The 17249-nt window shown below is 33.6% G+C and carries 18 protein-coding genes; all 18 read left to right on the top strand.

Annotated features, from left to right (window positions below; genetic code table 11):
• Positions 1-1275 carry a lipopolysaccharide biosynthesis protein gene (locus BBI00_RS11970; protein ID WP_065398984.1) on the top strand — a complete coding sequence of 425 codons (1275 nt, stop codon included), beginning with the start codon at positions 1-3 and terminating at the stop codon, positions 1273-1275.
• Positions 1269-1889, top strand: a complete 621-nt coding sequence (locus BBI00_RS11965; protein WP_065398983.1) for an acyltransferase — start codon at positions 1269-1271, stop codon at positions 1887-1889. Before BBI00_RS11970 ends, BBI00_RS11965 begins: the two co-directional genes overlap by 7 nt.
• 11 nt (positions 1890-1900) lie before the next feature.
• Positions 1901-2521, top strand: coding sequence for an imidazole glycerol phosphate synthase subunit HisH (gene hisH / locus BBI00_RS11960; RefSeq protein WP_065398982.1), 621 nt, complete (start codon positions 1901-1903; stop codon positions 2519-2521).
• On the top strand, positions 2521-3282 hold the full coding sequence (locus BBI00_RS11955; RefSeq protein ID WP_065398981.1) for an AglZ/HisF2 family acetamidino modification protein: 762 nt from the start codon (positions 2521-2523) through the stop codon (positions 3280-3282). Before hisH (BBI00_RS11960) ends, BBI00_RS11955 begins: the two co-directional genes overlap by 1 nt.
• Positions 3279-4436 (top strand): N-acetyl sugar amidotransferase, encoded by a 1158-nt coding sequence (locus BBI00_RS11950; protein ID WP_065398980.1) that lies wholly within the window; start codon positions 3279-3281, stop codon positions 4434-4436. The genes BBI00_RS11955 and BBI00_RS11950 overlap by 4 nt, the downstream gene beginning before the upstream one ends.
• A 1-nt stretch (position 4437) precedes the next feature.
• Complete coding sequence (locus BBI00_RS11945) at positions 4438-5616, top strand: glycosyltransferase family 4 protein (protein WP_065398979.1); 1179 nt, start codon at positions 4438-4440, stop codon at positions 5614-5616.
• Positions 5617-5621: 5 nt separating this feature from the next.
• Positions 5622-6887: an O-antigen ligase family protein gene (locus tag BBI00_RS11940; RefSeq protein WP_083988485.1), complete on the top strand. Its 1266-nt coding sequence runs from the start codon at positions 5622-5624 to the stop codon at positions 6885-6887.
• 80 nt (positions 6888-6967) lie between these two features.
• The gene (locus BBI00_RS11935) at positions 6968-8038 is read left to right on the top strand and encodes a glycosyltransferase family 4 protein (protein WP_228394755.1); all 1071 of its coding nucleotides are present in this window, start codon (positions 6968-6970) and stop codon (positions 8036-8038) included.
• 2 nt (positions 8039-8040) lie between these two features.
• Positions 8041-8658 (top strand): CatB-related O-acetyltransferase, encoded by a 618-nt coding sequence (locus BBI00_RS11930; protein ID WP_065398976.1) that lies wholly within the window; start codon positions 8041-8043, stop codon positions 8656-8658.
• Between the two features lie 9 nt (positions 8659-8667).
• Positions 8668-9579: a hypothetical protein gene (locus tag BBI00_RS11925; RefSeq protein ID WP_165602519.1), complete on the top strand. Its 912-nt coding sequence runs from the start codon at positions 8668-8670 to the stop codon at positions 9577-9579.
• Between the two features lie 12 nt (positions 9580-9591).
• Positions 9592-10734: an N-acetyl sugar amidotransferase gene (locus BBI00_RS11920; protein ID WP_065398974.1), complete on the top strand. Its 1143-nt coding sequence runs from the start codon at positions 9592-9594 to the stop codon at positions 10732-10734.
• Complete coding sequence (hisH, locus tag BBI00_RS23340; RefSeq protein WP_065398973.1) at positions 10731-11345, top strand: imidazole glycerol phosphate synthase subunit HisH; 615 nt, start codon at positions 10731-10733, stop codon at positions 11343-11345. The genes BBI00_RS11920 and hisH (BBI00_RS23340) overlap by 4 nt, the downstream gene beginning before the upstream one ends.
• Positions 11346-11351: 6 nt before the next feature.
• Positions 11352-12116, top strand: a complete 765-nt coding sequence (locus BBI00_RS23335; RefSeq protein WP_065398972.1) for an AglZ/HisF2 family acetamidino modification protein — start codon at positions 11352-11354, stop codon at positions 12114-12116.
• Between the two features lie 50 nt (positions 12117-12166).
• Positions 12167-13201, top strand: coding sequence for a polysaccharide biosynthesis protein (locus BBI00_RS11905; protein WP_065398971.1), 1035 nt, complete (start codon positions 12167-12169; stop codon positions 13199-13201).
• Positions 13202-13213: 12 nt separating this feature from the next.
• Complete coding sequence (locus BBI00_RS11900; protein WP_065398970.1) at positions 13214-13642, top strand: WxcM-like domain-containing protein; 429 nt, start codon at positions 13214-13216, stop codon at positions 13640-13642.
• Complete coding sequence (locus BBI00_RS11895) at positions 13639-14757, top strand: polysaccharide biosynthesis C-terminal domain-containing protein (protein WP_065398969.1); 1119 nt, start codon at positions 13639-13641, stop codon at positions 14755-14757. Before BBI00_RS11900 ends, BBI00_RS11895 begins: the two co-directional genes overlap by 4 nt.
• A gap of 4 nt (positions 14758-14761) precedes the next feature.
• Positions 14762-15973: an O-antigen ligase family protein gene (locus BBI00_RS11890; protein ID WP_123902270.1), complete on the top strand. Its 1212-nt coding sequence runs from the start codon at positions 14762-14764 to the stop codon at positions 15971-15973.
• Positions 15921-17057 (top strand): non-hydrolyzing UDP-N-acetylglucosamine 2-epimerase, encoded by a 1137-nt coding sequence (wecB, locus tag BBI00_RS11885; protein ID WP_065398967.1) that lies wholly within the window; start codon positions 15921-15923, stop codon positions 17055-17057. The genes BBI00_RS11890 and wecB overlap by 53 nt, the downstream gene beginning before the upstream one ends.
• The last annotated feature ends 192 nt before the right edge of the window (positions 17058-17249 follow it).

Raw genomic sequence — 17249 nt, 5'->3', positions numbered from 1 at the left:
ATGATAAGGAGGATAATCGACAAATATAAAGGGTCCGAATTCATCAAAAATGTCGCTGTTGTTATGACAGGGACTGCTGTTTCACAGCTTATTGCGATTGCTGTAACCCCTATATTGACAAGAAATTATACTCCGGAAGATTTTGGGTATTATACAACATTTATTGCCATTTATACAGTTTTGTGTTCATTTGCTACAGGCAAATATGAGCGTGTAATTTTACTATCTAAAAATGAAAATGATATTGTAGTAGTATCAAGTCTGGGAATGGCAATAAGCATCTTTTTCTCCACATTCCTTATTATTCTTATCTATCTTTCTTCTTTATTTTTTGATTTAAATTCATGGGGAATAGATAGTTTGCTTATGAAGTGGCTTTATCTGATTCCTTTTTTACTAATCATTTATGCTGTAAACCTTATTTTCTTAACTTTTTTGAATTATAAAAAAAACTTTAAGGAGATATCAAAATCAAGGGTGATTAAAACTTTTGTATCTATATCGGTTTCTCTTATATGTATCTTCTTTTTGAAGAATATGGGGGGGCTTATATTGGGCGAATTGTTAGGACTGCTTTTTTCAACAATTTACTTGTTTCCTAAACTGAAGTTTTTGTTTCAATTTCAAAATAAAATTACATCTCAGTTCTCAGCAGTGGCCTCCAGATATAAAGATTTCCCTCTGTATAATATTCCCTCTGATCTTTTGAATAATTCATCAGCCCAAGTACCTGTCTTCTTTCTTACTCCTATATATGGAGTACAGGCAACAGGGCAATATTCATTGATGAAAAGAATGCTTGACGCTCCTGTTACACTTCTTTCATCTTCTATATTAGAAGTTTTTAGGCAGAAAGCTTCAGAACAGTATATTGCTTTCGGAGATTGCAGAGAACTTTTTGTGAAGACAGCAAGAAACCTAGCTCTTATATCTATAGTCCCATTTTCTGTATTAATGATTTTCGGAACGGATATTTTTGCATTTATTTTTGGAGAAGAGTGGCGTGAGGCCGGAAAATTTGCGGGAATTTTTGCAGTATATTATTTTTTCAAATTTGTATCAAGCCCGCTTAGTTATATGTTTTACATTGCCGAGAAACAAAAAATGGACTTCTTGTTGCATATTTATATGTTTGTTTCGTCCCTAGTGATATTTTATCTTCCAAAGCTATATTCTGTTTCCATTACAGAAACACTTTGGATTTATAGTATTAATTTTGTAATTATTTATTTAACGTATTTCATACTATCATATAAATATTCTAAAAAATGTTAGGACTTGTAAAAAAAGGAATTTGGAAAATTGTAAGGGCTATTCCATTCACTCGTTTCTTCTATGAAACAAGAGATACTCAAACCCCTATCAGGTTTGGAATGTGGTTTATGCAAAAAGTAGTAGGATATAATAGAGACGCCTATTGGCCTATGCATTTTACAAGTATAGTAGGAAACCCTAAAAATATTTATGCCGGTATAGATACTTCTCCCGGATATTCTCCCGGATGTTATATTCAGGGGGGAGGTAAGGTATATGTTGGTGATTATACACAAATTGCTCCTAACGTAGGGATCATAAGCTCTAATCATGATCTGTATGACAGCCGCAAAAAAATAGTAAAGGAGGTAAGAATTGGCAAGTACTGCTGGATTGGTATGAATGCTGTAATACTTCCAGGGGTAGTAGTAGGTGATTTTACCATTATTGCAGCAGGTGCTGTAGTAACAAAGTCATTTGAGGAAGGATATTGTGTTATTGGAGGAAACCCGGCCAGAAAAATAAAAGATCTGGTAAAAGAAGAATGCGTTCCTTTTACAAATGAATATGAGTATAACGGATATATTTCTGCTCAGGATTTTAAAACATTCAGAGCAGAAAAATTGAACATTTAAAAAGCAAATAGATGATTTTAATTATAGATTATGGTATAGGAAATTTAACTTCCATAGCCAATATGCTTAAAAAAGCAGGAGCGGAAAGTAAAATTTCCAATCGTGAAGAAGATATACTTAAAGCTGATAAAATTATACTTCCGGGAGTAGGTTCCTTTGAATACGGAATGAATAAACTTAAAAGCCTTCCTTCCTTTACTACATTGGAAAATGAAATCCTTAATAATAAAAAACCGATTTTGGGTGTATGCCTTGGAGCACAGTTGCTTTTTAAAAGTAGTGAAGAAGGAAATCATCCGAAAGGATTGGGTTGGATTGATGGGACCATTCAGAAATTCAGAGATCAGGAATTTCTGGCAGGAGAGAAAATACCACATATGGGATGGAACTGGGTAGAGAAAGCAAAAGAAAGTAAATTATTGGAAGGACTGGACGAGCAAAGTAGATTCTATTTCGTTCATAGTTATCATATGATGGTTAATCATCCGGAGGATGTATTATTGAAAACGTCATACAGTTATGAGTTTGTTTCTGCTGTAGAAAAAGGAAACATTTTGGGAGTACAGTTTCACCCGGAGAAAAGCCATAAATTCGGTCTTAAATTATATAGTAACTTTGTAAACAATTATTGATGAAAAGAATTATTCCGGTTTTACTGATAAAAGATGGAGGATTAGTTAAATCAATTAAATTTAAAGACCACAAATATGTAGGAGATCCTATCAACGCAGTAAAAATTTTCAACGAAAAAGAAGTTGATGAAATCGTTATCCTGGATATCAGTGCCACAAAAGAAAACAGGCCTCCGGATCTTAATTTGATCAAAGAAATTGCCGGTGAAGCTTTTATGCCGTTGGCTTATGGTGGGGGTATAACCACTATAGAGCAGGTGAAAGATATTTTATTTCAAGGAGTTGAAAAAATAGTATTTAACAAAAGTGCGCTGATCAATGAAGAACTGATTAAAGAAACAGCGAAGAGATTTGGAAGTTCAAGTACTGTTGTTTCAATAGATGTTAAAACTAATCTTTTTAAGAAAAAATATGTGTATTCCGATAATGGAAAGAAAAATACATCGCTGGATGTAATAGAATATGCTCAAAAGATGGAGAAACTAGGAGCCGGCGAGATATTTTTGAATTCTATAGACAGGGATGGGACGTACAGAGGTTATGATCTTGAATTGATAAAAAAAGTAAGTAATTCAGTGGGGATTCCGGTAATTGCCTGTGGAGGAGCTAAGGATGAGGATGATCTTGTGAGAGCCATCAATGAAGGAGGAGCATCTGCCAGTGCGGCAGGAAGTTTATTCGTTTATAAAGGAGTGCATCGGGCTGTCCTTATCAATTATCCGGACTGGAATAATATTCAAGCTAAAATAAAATTGAAATGATAAAAGAAAATATAAGAATTTGTAAAAGATGTGTGATGGATACTACGGATCCAGTCATTACATTTGATAATGAAGGACATTGCAATTATTGTAATAGTTACCTCCAAAATGATTTCACTTATTCACCAGAAAAAGAGCGCCAGTTACAGCTTGTCATTGACGAAATTAAACAAGCCGGAAAAGGAAAAAAATATGACTGTATCATTGGGGTAAGCGGTGGAGTGGATAGCACTTACGTAGCATACGAAGTAAAAAGAAGAGGGTTGAGACCACTTGCTGTTCATTTGGATAATGGCTGGAATTCTGAATTAGCTGTATCCAACATTCAGAAATGTTTGGATAAATTAGGGATTGATTTGTATACGTATGTTATTGACTGGAAGGAGTTTAAGGATCTTCAGATGTCTTTTTTAAAAGCTTCTGTTCCTGGAATGGAAATTCCAACAGACCATGGAATCATTTCTATTCTTAATCAAACTGCGATTAAAAATAATGTGAGATATATCATCAACGGATCCAATGGTTCTTCAGAGTTTATTATGTCTCCAAGATGGTCTGAAGGAGAGGCCCAGAGAGACTGGCTGATGGTTAAGAATGTTCATAAACAGTTTGGAACGGCGAAACTTAAAACTTTCCCGAGAACAACGATTTTTGATAATTTCAAAAATAAACTTGTGCATAAATTAGCAGTTATCAATATCCTTAACTATGTGGATTACAGCAAGGAAAAAGGGAAAAAGTTGATTGAAGAAGAGTTAGGCTGGGTATATTATGGAGGAAAACACTACGAATCTATCTATACAAGATTTACTCAAGCTTATATTCAACCTAGAAAGTTTAATATAGATAAAAGAAAAGCACACCATTCAAATCTTATTTGTGCAGGTGAAATGACTCGCGAAGAAGCTCTTTTAGACCTACAGCAAGATCCTTATCCAAACCCAACAATGATGGAAGAGGACAGGCAGTACTTCATGAAAAAATTAGGAATGTCTGAAACTGATTTCCAAAATATGATGAATGCTCCTACAAAAAGCTATCTTGATTATAAAGGATATTATAACAGTGGTTTCTACAAAAAACTATATGATACTGCATTTAAGTTCCATGAATGGTTGAAAACCAAGAATTATTACGGAGAAAGAGCTGACTAAGATGGAAATTCTGTTATTAACAAATGTATGGACAGGGGCTACTTCATTTTTTTATGAAGGAAACGTGAGATCCAAAGGAATGCCTGCTTTTAATAATGTATTCTTACGATTATTAGATGATCCGCGTGTTTCTTTGGTTCATATCATTATATGGCAACCTGATCAAAAAATTAATCTTCCCAAAGAATATTCAGATAAGATTAAGTACTATATCCTTCCTAAAAGAGCAGGTGGATTTGTCAATGGAATGAAGTTAATTTATGAAACGACATTATTGGGAAAAAAAATAGTAAAACAGAATCCGAACATTAGCAGAATTATAGGATTTGGATCGTTGGGCGGAATTACTTCCTTAATCGGAAAATGGGTTAAAATACCTGATTTCAGACGGATCTACGGAACATTTCTTATTAATGAAATTACCGACAGTAAACTATCTATATTTGCCAAACACCCATTAGAATATCTTACTTTTTCTACCAAAGGAAAAGGCTTACTTGTTACGAATGATGGTACCAAAGGCGATCTTGTTTTCAAAAAACTTGGAACGTCTTCTCTTCCTTTTTACTTTCCTATCAATGGAGTAGATAAGAACATAATTGAGAATATTGAAAAACCGGATTTTGAAATCCCTGACGAATATATCATTTATGTGGCAAGGATGGATCCCTGGAAAAGGCAGAATCTTTTGCTGGAAGCACTTGGAGATCTTTCTAAAAAAGGAAAAAAATTTCCAATGACCTATATTGTGGGATCTGCACATGATGATGAATACGTGAAAAGTCTCCATCAGATTGTAGAAAAACATAATTTACATAATCATGTGAAATTTATTTATGGTCTCCCTATTCAGCAAGTTCATTATATGATGTACCATGCAAATCTTACTTTCTCTTTATACCATACTTCAAACCTTGGAAATGTATTTATTGAATCAATGCAACTTGGAGTACCTATGATTGCAATCAATGATACCGGATCACTTGATCTTATAGAGAAATCGGCTTATTTTGAGCTGAAAACAGATAATGTTGAAAAAATTGCTGAAGCTATAGATTTATTATTGACGGATGAAATTAAAAGACAGGAATTAAAAAAAGAAGCGATTAATTTTGCCAACAAAAAATTAAGCTCTTGGGAAGATAGAGCTAAGTATGAAATAGATTTGATGTTAAATTAAAGTAAATGCTAAGTATATATCAAAAGAAGGTAGGTAATTTAACAGAATGGTTGGTTGTTCTGTTGTGCTTTGCCTATCCTATATCTGCAGTCCTATCTTTTTTTTTAGGAGTTAACTCAACTATTTTTAATATAGGATATAGAGGTATTGCCATGCTATTGGCTATCTATATCATTTTTAAGAGTATAAAACTGCCGGTAGGAAAGCAAAATCTTTATATACTTCCTGTCATTGTTTTTTTTGTTTTCTATTTTTTTAGATTACTCTACGATATATCAATTACCAATGTAGAATCGGATCAGAAACCTTTTCAGATATTTTCGTTTTTTATTGGTAATATCATACTTTCTATTTTTGCTATTTCCAGAGGAATCGTTTATTGTGACTTCGGGAGAATGGTAAAAAGGTCTTTTTATACCCTGATGGTCGTAAATCTTCTGATATTATTTACTTTTCTTTTCCAGAACGATTTTTCCTTGTCACCTGAAGTTCTTTTGGCCAGAGCGGAAGTGAAAGGACTGGAAGAAAACTCATCGTTGGTAAACTCTATTTCATATGGCTTGTATGGTGGGTATCTCCTCATTATATGCATGTCTATGGTAGTTTTTATGCCTAATGAATATACAAAAAAGTTTAAATTGTGGATATATGGATTTTTGGTGCTGGGATTGGTAAATCTGATTTTAGGATCCTCTAGAGGACCATTTATCTTTACTATAATGGACTGCCTTTTACTTTGCTGTATCTATCTTTATGCGGAGAAAAGAGCCGGAAGGTATGTTCGCTTTTTGGTTGTTATGGTTACTATGTTCTTTTTTGGAGGATATATATTGAGTTACTTAAGTTCAAACAATGTAGAGCTAGGACTTTTTGATAGGATAGGAAGGCTTGGGGAGCAGGTTCAGAGTGGTGAAAAAGAGAGTAGGAATTACTTATATGATCAAGCACTGGAAATGTTTTATGATTCTCCAGTAGTGGGAAGTCAATATGTATTGATTCCTGAAGGAGGATACCCTCATAATATGTTTCTGGAGGTATTGATGAGTTTAGGGTTTCTGGGATTGATTATGTATCTTGGTATATTATTTTCATATCAGAAAAAAATTCGGGCTTTTAAAAGCTATCCACCACAATTTCTTGCTTTTGTGTTTTTGTCGTTCCTCTCTTTCGGATTGACAATGACTACGGGAAATATTTATCAGAATGTAGATTTCTGGAATTTATTGGGAGTGACATTATTATTCCCGGTATTAAAAAAAGAATATAAATAATGAAAATAGTACACCTTTGTTTATCGAGTTTTTATATCGATGATTATTCTTATCAGGAAAATATGTTACCGAAGTATCATATGAAAATGGGATATGATGTTACAGTCATCGCCTCTCTTGTTTCTTTTAATAGTGAAGGGAAGCCATGCTTCTTGCCCCAAGCAAGTGAGTATTATTCAAAAGACGGATATAAGGTTGTAAGGTTAGATTATAAAAAAAGTAATTATAAATTCAATAAGTTCATCCGTATTTATGAAGGAACGATGGAGGTTCTGAAAAGAGAAAAACCAGATATCTTATTTATTCATGATTACTCCTTTATGGATATTGTTAAAGTGATGAATTATGCCAAAGAAAATAATATTAAGGTATACATAGACTGCCATACAGATTATATAAACAGTGCAAAATCATGGATGTCAAAATATGTTTTTCACCACACGATCTGGAGATATATAGGAAAAAAAATTGCACCTCATGTTAAAATGTTCTATGGCGTCACTCCACTCCGGTGTAGTTTTCTGAGAGATGCTTACAGAATTCCACAGGACAAAATTAAATTATTGGAAATGGGGCTTGATGATGAAATATTCAAAGAGAAGATTGCTGCCAATAACAGTGACGCTTTGCGTAGTAAAATTGGTGTTAACAATGACGATTTTGTAGTTCTCACAGGTGGTAAAATAGATATTTTAAAAAATATACATCTTGTTTTAGAGGCTTTCAAAAATATTCATACACCAAAAGTAAAACTGGTGGTGTTTGGAACTATAGCACCTGAAATACTTGATTATATAAACGGCTTACTAAAATCTCCTAATGTTATTTTTGTCGGATGGCTGTCGGCAGATCAAATATTAGATTATTTTATAATGGCCGATCTCATTGTTTTTCCTGGTACCCATTCTGTTTTATGGGAACAGGCCGTCGGTACAGGCACGCCTACAATTTATAAATATTGGGATGAAATGACCCATATGGATATTGGCGGAAACTGTATGTTTCTGAAAGAAGATTCTGCAGAGGAAATTGAAAAAACACTTCAATATGTTTTACAGTCTCCTGATATTTATAATAAAATGAAGATAGCTGCTGAAGGAGGATTGTCTAAATTTGCTTATTCATCTATTGCAAAACGTTCATTAGCTTAAATATGTTAGGAAAAATTGAATATTACTGGTCTAAGATTCTTAAGAAAATAAGATTAAGAGCACTTGTGAATGTTGAAATTCATTCAACATCAAAGGTTTGCTCAGGTTCGCAATTGGTGAACGTGAAGATGGGAAAATATTCTGATATCGGATATGATTGTATTATTTTGAATACCGATATTGGGGCATTCTGCTCATTTGGAGCCAACATTATTATTGGGGGAGCTCCACACACTATAGATTGGGTGTCTACCTCTCCTGTTTTCAATAAAAATAAAGATCATTTACCCAAAAAATTTGCTCTTCATGATTTTTCTCTTGAAGGACATACCAGTATTGGAAATGATGTATGGATTGCAAACAATGTACTTATCAAAACAGGAGTAACGGTAGGAGACGGTGCGGTAATAGGGATGGGAAGTGTGGTTACAAAAGATGTAGGGCCTTATGAAATATGGGCGGGGAATCCTGCCAGATTCATCAAAAAAAGATTTGATGATGAAAGTATAGAAGCAATGCTGGCCATAAAGTGGTGGAAATGGGATGATAGAAAAATTGAAGAAAATGGCTTTCTCTTTAATGATGTTAAAAAATTTATTGAAACCCACCAAAACAAGTAAAAAATGAAAATGTCAAAATTGTTTCAACATATTTTTGCTTTTTTGCTTTTGGTTTTTATGATTCAAAAGATAGATGCCCAGATTAAAAATAAACAAAAGCTTTATTTTTATTTTGATGCGGTAGACGAAAATCTGAAGACATTTACCAAAACCAACAAAATTGAAAAAGTTTTATTTATTGATGAGCATGCAGTCTCTACTGGGCAATACCTGGGATTAGACGCTGATAAGCTTAAGCAAAATATAGTTTCCTTATATCCTAATATTTCGGATACAGGTTTGTGCTATATCGATATAGAATCTCCATATATTGATCATCTGATCAATGAAAATGAAAATTCGCCCAAATTTCGTGAGTCTCTGGATTATTTTATAAAAATTATTAAAACTGCAAAAAGTATAAGACCGAAAGTTAAATGGGGCTTTTATGGAGTTCCTTTTACGACTTATTGGGATCTTGAAAAAGATTTTTTCAGCAAATATCAAAAACTCAAACCTTTACTTGAAATAAGTGATGCTTTTTTTCCGTCAATGTATTTCTTTTACTCAGATGAAGAACCTAATGGATATATGAATGACAAGTTTGCACGAAAAAACATTCAGGAACTTATCAAAGTAGGGAAGCAATATAACAAACCTGTATATCCTTTTGTTATGGAAAGATATCATCCAAGTAATCAAAAAATTGGATTAAAAAAAATTCCGGAGAAAGAGTTCTTGAAATATATGAATATAATTCTGAACGAATCTTACAAAGGAAAAAAAGTGGATGGAATTATCTGGTGGAATGCCGATAAATACGGATACAATCATAATTTGTATAAAGAAGAATTCAGAGCTAAAGATATCAATACCTTTATTCAAAGAAATAATGAGTCTAATATAGACTTGATGAAAAAGATATTAAAATTTATAAAATAGGGAAAAATAGATATGGAAATAAAAACGCAACAAATATGCACAAAAACAATAATGGATACCACCGATCCACATATTGTTTTTAATGAAAAAGGTGAAAGTGATTATTACACAAACTATATTGAGAATATATTACCCACATGGCATACTGATGAAAGAGGACAAAGAGAGTTGGAGCAGGAAGCCGAAAAAATAAAAAAAGATGGTAAAAACAGAGATTTCGACTGTATAATAGGGTTAAGTGGTGGACTGGATAGCTCTTATGCTGCCTACGTAGCCAAAGAAGTAATGGGACTTCGTCCTCTTATTTTTCATGTTGATGCAGGGTGGAATACAGATAGAGCTGTAAGCAATATTGAAAAATTAGTTAACGGACTTAATCTGGATCTATATACAGAAGTGATCAACTGGGAAGAAATGAAAGACTTACAGGTAGCATTTTTGAAAGCTCAAATAGCAGATCAGGATATGCCTCAGGATGTAGCATTTTTTTCAGGGCTATATAAATTTGCAAAAAAACATAAAATCAAATATGTGTTGACAGGTGGGAATTATTCTACGGAATGCTGCCGTGAACCTGAAGAATGGGGTGCTTATCCAGGAATAGACAAAACATTGATTTTAGACATCCATAAAAAATTTGGGAAAAGAGATCTTAAAACATTTCCCATAGTAGATATCATGAATTATAAACTATACTACAAATATATTTTGGGTATGCAGGTTTATAAACCACTCAATTGCCTTCCGTATATTAAAAAAGATGTTGAACAGATGCTGTTTGATAAGTATGGATGGGAAAGCTTTCAGCATAAACATCATGAATCAAGGTTTACGAGATTCTATGAGGATTATTGGATGCCAAGAAAATTTGGATATCAAAAAAGAAAAGCACATTTTTCAAGCTTAATTCTTACCGGGCAGATGACCAGAGAAGAGGCTCTGGACAGAGTTTCAAGACCGGAGCTTTCTGAAGAATTTTTACAAAAAGAATTTGAATATGTAGCTCATAAACTCGATCTTACCACTGAAGAACTTCAGACATTATTTGAAGGACAGAATAAGACTTTCCATGACTATAAAAATAAAAGATCATTAATAGGAATAGGAGCTCAGACAATGAGAAAACTAGGTCTTGAAAAAAGATTATTCAGATGATAACAATTATTGATTATGGTGTTGGAAATATCAACGCCTTCGTTAATGTATATAAAAGGGTAGACGTTGCCGTAAAAATCGCTAAAACAAAAGAAGATCTTGAAGGAGCGCAAAAGCTTATTCTTCCTGGAGTAGGGCATTTCGATCATGCAATGACTCAATTGAACAATTCAGGAATGAGAGATAAGCTGGATGATCTGGTCTTAGGTCAGAAAGTTCCTGTTATTGGAATTTGTGTAGGAATGCAAATGATGGCAAATAATAGTGACGAAGGTAAGCTGGATGGCTTAAAGTGGATTGATGCTACTGTTAAGAAATTTGATGAAACAAAAATTCATCAGGTAACCCGTCTTCCTCATATGGGATGGAACGATGTAAAACCTGTAAAAGATATTGAATTGTTTAAAGGTTTGGAAGATAACTCAATTTTCTACTTCCTTCATACCTACTATTTCCATTGTAATAATCAGGAAGATATTATGGCTATTACAGATTATGGTGGTGAATTTGCATCAGCCGCTCACCATGAAAATAAGTATGGAATACAATTTCATCCGGAAAAAAGCCATCATTATGGTGAAATCCTATTACACAACTTTGCAAAACTTTAAATATACATGCTAAGGCCAAGAATCATACCGAGTCTTCTGATCCAGGATAACGGACTTGTAAAAACAGTTAATTTTAAAACCCCAAAATATGTAGGGGATCCTATCAATGCTGTAAGAATTTTTAATGAAAAAGAAGTTGATGAACTTGCTATCTTTGATATTGATGCTACTGCCAAAGGTTTGGAACCTAATTATAGTCTGATTGAAAGAATTGCCAACCAATCTAGAATGCCTTTATGCTATGGTGGTGGAGTGAAAACTGTAGAGCAAGCTCAGAGAATTTTTGGATTGGGAATTGAGAAAATAGCTTTGTCTTCAGCAGTACTGCAAAATCCTCAATTAATTACCGAAATTGCAGAAAGAGTAGGATCACAGAGCGTTATCGTAGTTTTGGATGTAAAGAAAAAGCTTTTTGGCGGTTATGAAGTTTATACCCATAACGGAAAGAAATCTACAGGAATTAATCCTTTTAAATTTGTAGAAGAAGCGCAGAGATTAGGAGCCGGAGAAATTGTGATCAATTCAATTGATCAGGATGGGGTTATGAAAGGATATGATATGGGACTTATTGATAAAATAAGAGAAAAGATATCCCTTCCTCTTACAGTGTTAGGTGGCGCAGGTTCTCTAAATGATGTAAAACAGGTTATTGACAAACATGGAATAATAGGTGTTGCGGCAGGAAGCTTGTTTGTATTTAAAGGAGTTTATAAAGCTGTTTTAATAAATTATCCTACTTTTGAAGAAAAGGAAAAGCTAATAAAGAAATAACGGATGTATATTACCCGTATGGGGATTGAAGCCGTATAGAACAAACACATATGCAAATAAAAGATAAGATACTTCTTATTACCGGAGGAACAGGTTCATTTGGAACTGCTGTTTTAAGAAAGTTTATAAATACAGAACATTTTAAAGAAATCAGAATCTTCTCTCGTGATGAAAAGAAGCAGGATGATATGAGAAACCAGTTTAAAAATGATAAACTGAAATTTTATATCGGAGATGTAAGGGATTATAAAAGTGTGGAACCTGCTATGAGAGGTGTAGATTATGTTTTTCATGCTGCAGCACTAAAGCAAGTACCTTCTTGTGAGTTCTTTCCAATGCAGGCCGTAAAAACCAATGTAGAAGGAACACAAAATGTAATTGATGCGGCAGCCTTTAATAAGGTGAAAAAAGTAATTTGTTTAAGTACAGACAAAGCGGCATACCCTATCAATGCTATGGGAATTTCCAAAGCAATGATGGAAAAAGTTGCGGTTGCAGCCTCAAGAAATCTGGAAGATACAGTTGTATGTCTTACAAGATATGGTAATGTAATGGCGTCGAGAGGCTCTGTGATTCCATTATTTATAAAACAGATCAAAAGCGGAGAGGATATTACAATAACAGATCCGAATATGACCAGATTTTTAATGTCATTGGAAGAAGCGGTAGATCTTGTATTATTTGCTTTTGAACATGGAAATCCTGGGGACTTATTTGTTAATAAAGCTCCTGCCGGAACTATAGGGGATTTAGCTATCGCTCTGAAAGAAATGTTTAAAGCAGATAATCCTGTTAAAATCATAGGTACCAGACATGGTGAGAAATTATACGAAACCCTGTGTACACGTGAAGAAATGATTAAGGCTGAGGATATGGGCGATTTTTACAGAATACCTGCTGATAACAGGGATCTTAATTATGCTCAATATTTTTCTGAAGGAGTAGAAGATATTTCTAAAATTGAAGATTATCATTCCCATAATACGGAGCAACAGGATGTAGAGGGTATGAAAAATCTATTACTGAAACTGCCATTGATCAGAAAAGAAGTTTTGGGAGAAGATATCATGCAATATCCGGACTAAATAAGATAGGTCATGGATATTCCCAGAATCATAGAAGGAGGAAAATATACTGATGAAAGAGGGGCACTTTTTTATAATAATGATTTTGTACTTCAGAATATTAGAAGAATATATTGTCTGGAAAATACCGATACAGAATTAATAAGAGGATGGACGGGGCACAAGATCGAGCGAAGATGGTTTTCAGCTATATGTGGAAGCTTTATCTTAAGATTGATCAAAATTAATGATTGGGAAAATCCGGCCGAAGATTCCGATATACTGGAATTCGAGCTCAATGCAGATAAACTGGATGTGTTATATATGCCCGCAGGATATGCCAGTGCTATACAGGCAAATGAAAGAAATTCAAAGTTAATGATAATGGTAGATCATCTTTTAGGTGAGGTAGAGGATGATTATCGGTTTCAAATAAATTATTTTAAAAAATTATTACGATGAAAAAAGTTGGAATTACAGGCCAGAATGGCTTTGTTGGTTCACATTTATATAATACGATAGGATTAAGGCCAGAAGAATTTCAAAGAGTGGATTTTGATAAAACATTCTTTGACTCTCCGGAAAAACTGGATGAATTTGTAAAACAGTGTGATGTGATTGTTCATCTTGCTGCAATGAATCGCCATCCGGATCAGGAAGTTATTTATAACAATAATGTAAAACTTGTAAAAGAACTGGCAGCATCATTAGAAAGAACGGGTTCCAAGGCCCATGTACTTTTTTCATCTTCTTCCCAGGAAGAAAGAGACAACCTTTATGGGAAATCTAAAAAAGAAGGTCGGGAAATTTTTGCAGAATGGGCACAGAAGTCTGGTGGAAAATTTACAGGAATGATCATTCCCAATGTCTTTGGACCTTTTGGAAAGCCCAATTACAATTCATTTATAGCAACTTTCTGTTATAAACTTACCCATGGAGAAACTCCGGTTATTGATCATGATGGAGAAGTAAAGTTGATTTATGTAGGCGAATTGGTTCAGGAAATTATTGATCAAATAGAAGCAGGAGAAACAAAAAATGTTTACGAAGTTTCTCATACTTCAGTAAATAAAGTTTCAGAAGTACTCGGAAAATTGGAAAATTATAAAAAACTTTATTTTGATAATGGAGAAATTCCTGTATTAGAGTCAAAATTTGATCTTAACCTTTTCAATACATTCAGATGCTATTTTGATATACCTTCTCACTATCCTGTAAAATTCACTCAACATACAGATCCCAGGGGAGCTTTTGTGGAAGTCATAAGGCTGGGAATAGGAGGACAGTGTTCCTTTTCTACAACAGTTCCGGGAATTACCAGAGGAAATCATTTTCATACAAGGAAAATAGAAAGGTTCGCAGTGATAAAAGGAAAAGCATTGATTCAGCTCAGAAAGATAGATACTGATGAAGTTCATGATTTTTATCTTGACGGTGCAGAACCGGCTTATGTGGATATGCCTGTTTGGTATACCCATAATATTAAAAATATAGGAGAAGAAGAGCTTTATACAATCTTTTGGATTAATGAACCTTTTAATCCGGCAGATGCCGATACCTATTTTTTAAATGTCTAAGAACATGGAAATCGTAAAAAAAGTCAATATAGGATTTATTTTTTTTCTGACTTTTGGGTATATATTTTTCTACTCATTTGCACGTCCTTTCCTTATTTCAAATGACTTTTTTTCTATTCCATTTCGTATCATTTTCTTTTTTTTTAGTTTGTACATTTTGTATCTCAACTTTGAAAATGTAAAGAGAAGAAAATCAACTGTTTTTTGTATTGCCCTTTTTTGGATATTTTATTTATGTAAAGCAGTACATAGTTTTAGAAATGATTTTTTTTTATCTAAAATAATCAGTGATGAATATCAGATTTATGCAAGAATTTTAGGACTGAATCTGATACCATATATTGCTGTTTTAAGTATAAATTTTTCAAAGGAAATTGCAGTAAGACTGAATGGAATAATTTTTAATTTTTTATGGGTTGTACTTGGAATAAGTTGTTTATATACAATTATTGTCTATAGAGCTTTTGAAAAGTCAAGCGGAATATTTGCCAGTTCCTATATTAATGTGGGACATTATGGGCTATCACTGCTGATCATTTCCTTATATTATTATTTCCAGTCATCTGAAGGAAAAATTAAACCTGTATTAGGAATATTCATTGGGATATTTACCATCTTTAGTTCTTCAGCAAGAAGCCCTATATTAGCGGCATTTATTATTGTACTGGTCCTGTTTTGCTATATAAATAAATTAAAATATTGGATTGCTTTATTCTTTTCTATTCTTATTTTTATGATCGGTATTTATTTATTAAAACAAACATCGGTATCAGACTTTGAATTTGTAGATAGAATGTATAATGCCCTTTTTCAGGGGAATGGAAGCGGAAGGTCTCTTTTTTTGTTAAAAGGCTGGAATGTTTTTAAAGAAAATATTTTTTTAGGTGGCCGTATTCTTTTTGAAGATGGAATGTATCCACATAATATCATTGTTGAGATACTTATGAGCATGGGAGTAGTGGGAGTAGGGTTATTTTTATTGTATTACAGGGATCTATGGAAGTTTAAAATAAAGTACCTCAGGGAAAATATATATTATTTACCATTTTTTTTGTTTTTTATTCAGTACTGTGTGTTGGTTCTTACTTCTGGCAATATATTTGGGAACATGGAGTTTTGGAGCTTTTCAGCAGTAACTATATCTATAATTTTATTTTGTTATGATGAAGAAATTAAAAGTAATGACAGTCGTGGGAACACGACCGGAAATCATTAGATTGTCAAGAGTATTGTCTGCTTTGGATACCTCCGAAGCTGTAGAACATATCATTGTCCACACCGGACAAAACTACGATTATGAACTTAATCAGATTTTTTTTGAAGACCTGGGACTTCGTAAGCCTGATTATTTTTTGGAAGCAGCAGGGAAAACAGCAACAGAAACTGTCGGAAATATTCTAATTAAAATAGATCCACTGCTGGAAGAACTGAAACCGGATGCTTTCCTTGTATTGGGAGATACCAATTCTTGTCTTTGCGCAATCCCTGCGAAAAAAAGACAGATTCCTATTTTCCATATGGAAGCAGGGAACAGATGTTTTGATCAGCGTGTTCCGGAAGAAACTAATCGTAAAATTGTAGACCATACTTCAGACATTAATCTCACCTATTCAGATATTGCCAGAGAATATCTTTTAAGAGAAGGACTTCCTGCAGACAGGATTATTAAAACCGGATCTCCAATGTATGAAGTATTGAATCACTATCTGCCTCGGATCAAAAGCTCAGATGTTCTTTCAAGGCTTAACCTTGAAGAAGGCAAGTATTTTGTGGTGTCATCTCATAGAGAAGAAAATATTAATTCTGATAAAAACTTTAGAGGATTAATAGATAGTCTTAACGCTATTGCAGAAACATTTCAATATCCTATCATTGTATCTACACACCCTAGAACAAGAAATATGATTGATAAGATGCAATTGGAAGTAAGACCGGAGATTCAGTTTTTAAAGCCATTAGGTTTTCATGATTATAACGCGCTTCAAATGAGAAGTCATGCTGTGCTTTCAGATTCAGGTACCATTTCAGAAGAATCATCAATTCTCAATTTTAGAGCTCTTAATATTAGAGAAGCCCATGAAAGACCGGAAGCTATGGAAGAGGCATCCGTAATGATGGTGGGGCTATCTCCGGAAAGAATTTTACAGGGCCTTGCTCAGCTGAACCAACAGAAAATAGGTACAGAAAGAAATTATCGTCAGGTTGCCGATTACTCTATGCCTAATGTATCAGAAAAAGTCGTAAGAATTATTTTAAGTTATACTGATTATATTAACAGAGTGGTCTGGAGTAAAAAATAAGTTATGAATATATTGTTTCTTACTTTAGTTAAAATAAATACATTGCAGGAGCGAAGCATTTATCATGATTTGATGCGTGAGTTCTCAAGTCATGATCATAATGTATTTATCGTAAGCCCTGTGGAAAGAAGAGAGGGACAGAAAACCAATCTGAAAAAAGAAGGAAATGTAACCTTTCTGAATGTTAAAACG

Source organism: Chryseobacterium arthrosphaerae (assembly GCF_001684965.1).
Lineage (GTDB): Bacteria > Bacteroidota > Bacteroidia > Flavobacteriales > Weeksellaceae > Chryseobacterium > Chryseobacterium arthrosphaerae.
Note: the sequence above shows the minus strand (reverse complement) of the source record. Positions and strands in the feature narration are given on the sequence as shown.

Bases quoted from the DNA above. Each gene is read 5' to 3' on its own strand.
- BBI00_RS11970 (WP_065398984.1), top strand. From the start codon at position 1: ATGATAAGGAGGATAATCGACAAATATAAAGGGTCCGAATTCATCAAA.
- BBI00_RS11965 (WP_065398983.1), top strand. From the start codon at position 1,269: ATGTTAGGACTTGTAAAAAAAGGAATTTGGAAAATTGTAAGGGCTATT.
- hisH (WP_065398982.1), top strand. From the start codon at position 1,901: ATGATTTTAATTATAGATTATGGTATAGGAAATTTAACTTCCATAGCC.
- BBI00_RS11955 (WP_065398981.1), top strand. From the start codon at position 2,521: ATGAAAAGAATTATTCCGGTTTTACTGATAAAAGATGGAGGATTAGTT.
- BBI00_RS11950 (WP_065398980.1), top strand. From the start codon at position 3,279: ATGATAAAAGAAAATATAAGAATTTGTAAAAGATGTGTGATGGATACT.
- BBI00_RS11945 (WP_065398979.1), top strand. From the start codon at position 4,438: ATGGAAATTCTGTTATTAACAAATGTATGGACAGGGGCTACTTCATTT.
- BBI00_RS11940 (WP_083988485.1), top strand. From the start codon at position 5,622: ATGCTAAGTATATATCAAAAGAAGGTAGGTAATTTAACAGAATGGTTG.
- BBI00_RS11935 (WP_228394755.1), top strand. From the start codon at position 6,968: ATGAAAATGGGATATGATGTTACAGTCATCGCCTCTCTTGTTTCTTTT.
- BBI00_RS11930 (WP_065398976.1), top strand. From the start codon at position 8,041: ATGTTAGGAAAAATTGAATATTACTGGTCTAAGATTCTTAAGAAAATA.
- BBI00_RS11925 (WP_165602519.1), top strand. From the start codon at position 8,668: ATGTCAAAATTGTTTCAACATATTTTTGCTTTTTTGCTTTTGGTTTTT.
- BBI00_RS11920 (WP_065398974.1), top strand. From the start codon at position 9,592: ATGGAAATAAAAACGCAACAAATATGCACAAAAACAATAATGGATACC.
- hisH (WP_065398973.1), top strand. From the start codon at position 10,731: ATGATAACAATTATTGATTATGGTGTTGGAAATATCAACGCCTTCGTT.
- BBI00_RS23335 (WP_065398972.1), top strand. From the start codon at position 11,352: ATGCTAAGGCCAAGAATCATACCGAGTCTTCTGATCCAGGATAACGGA.
- BBI00_RS11905 (WP_065398971.1), top strand. From the start codon at position 12,167: ATGCAAATAAAAGATAAGATACTTCTTATTACCGGAGGAACAGGTTCA.
- BBI00_RS11900 (WP_065398970.1), top strand. From the start codon at position 13,214: ATGGATATTCCCAGAATCATAGAAGGAGGAAAATATACTGATGAAAGA.
- BBI00_RS11895 (WP_065398969.1), top strand. From the start codon at position 13,639: ATGAAAAAAGTTGGAATTACAGGCCAGAATGGCTTTGTTGGTTCACAT.
- BBI00_RS11890 (WP_123902270.1), top strand. From the start codon at position 14,762: ATGGAAATCGTAAAAAAAGTCAATATAGGATTTATTTTTTTTCTGACT.
- wecB (WP_065398967.1), top strand. From the start codon at position 15,921: ATGAAGAAATTAAAAGTAATGACAGTCGTGGGAACACGACCGGAAATC.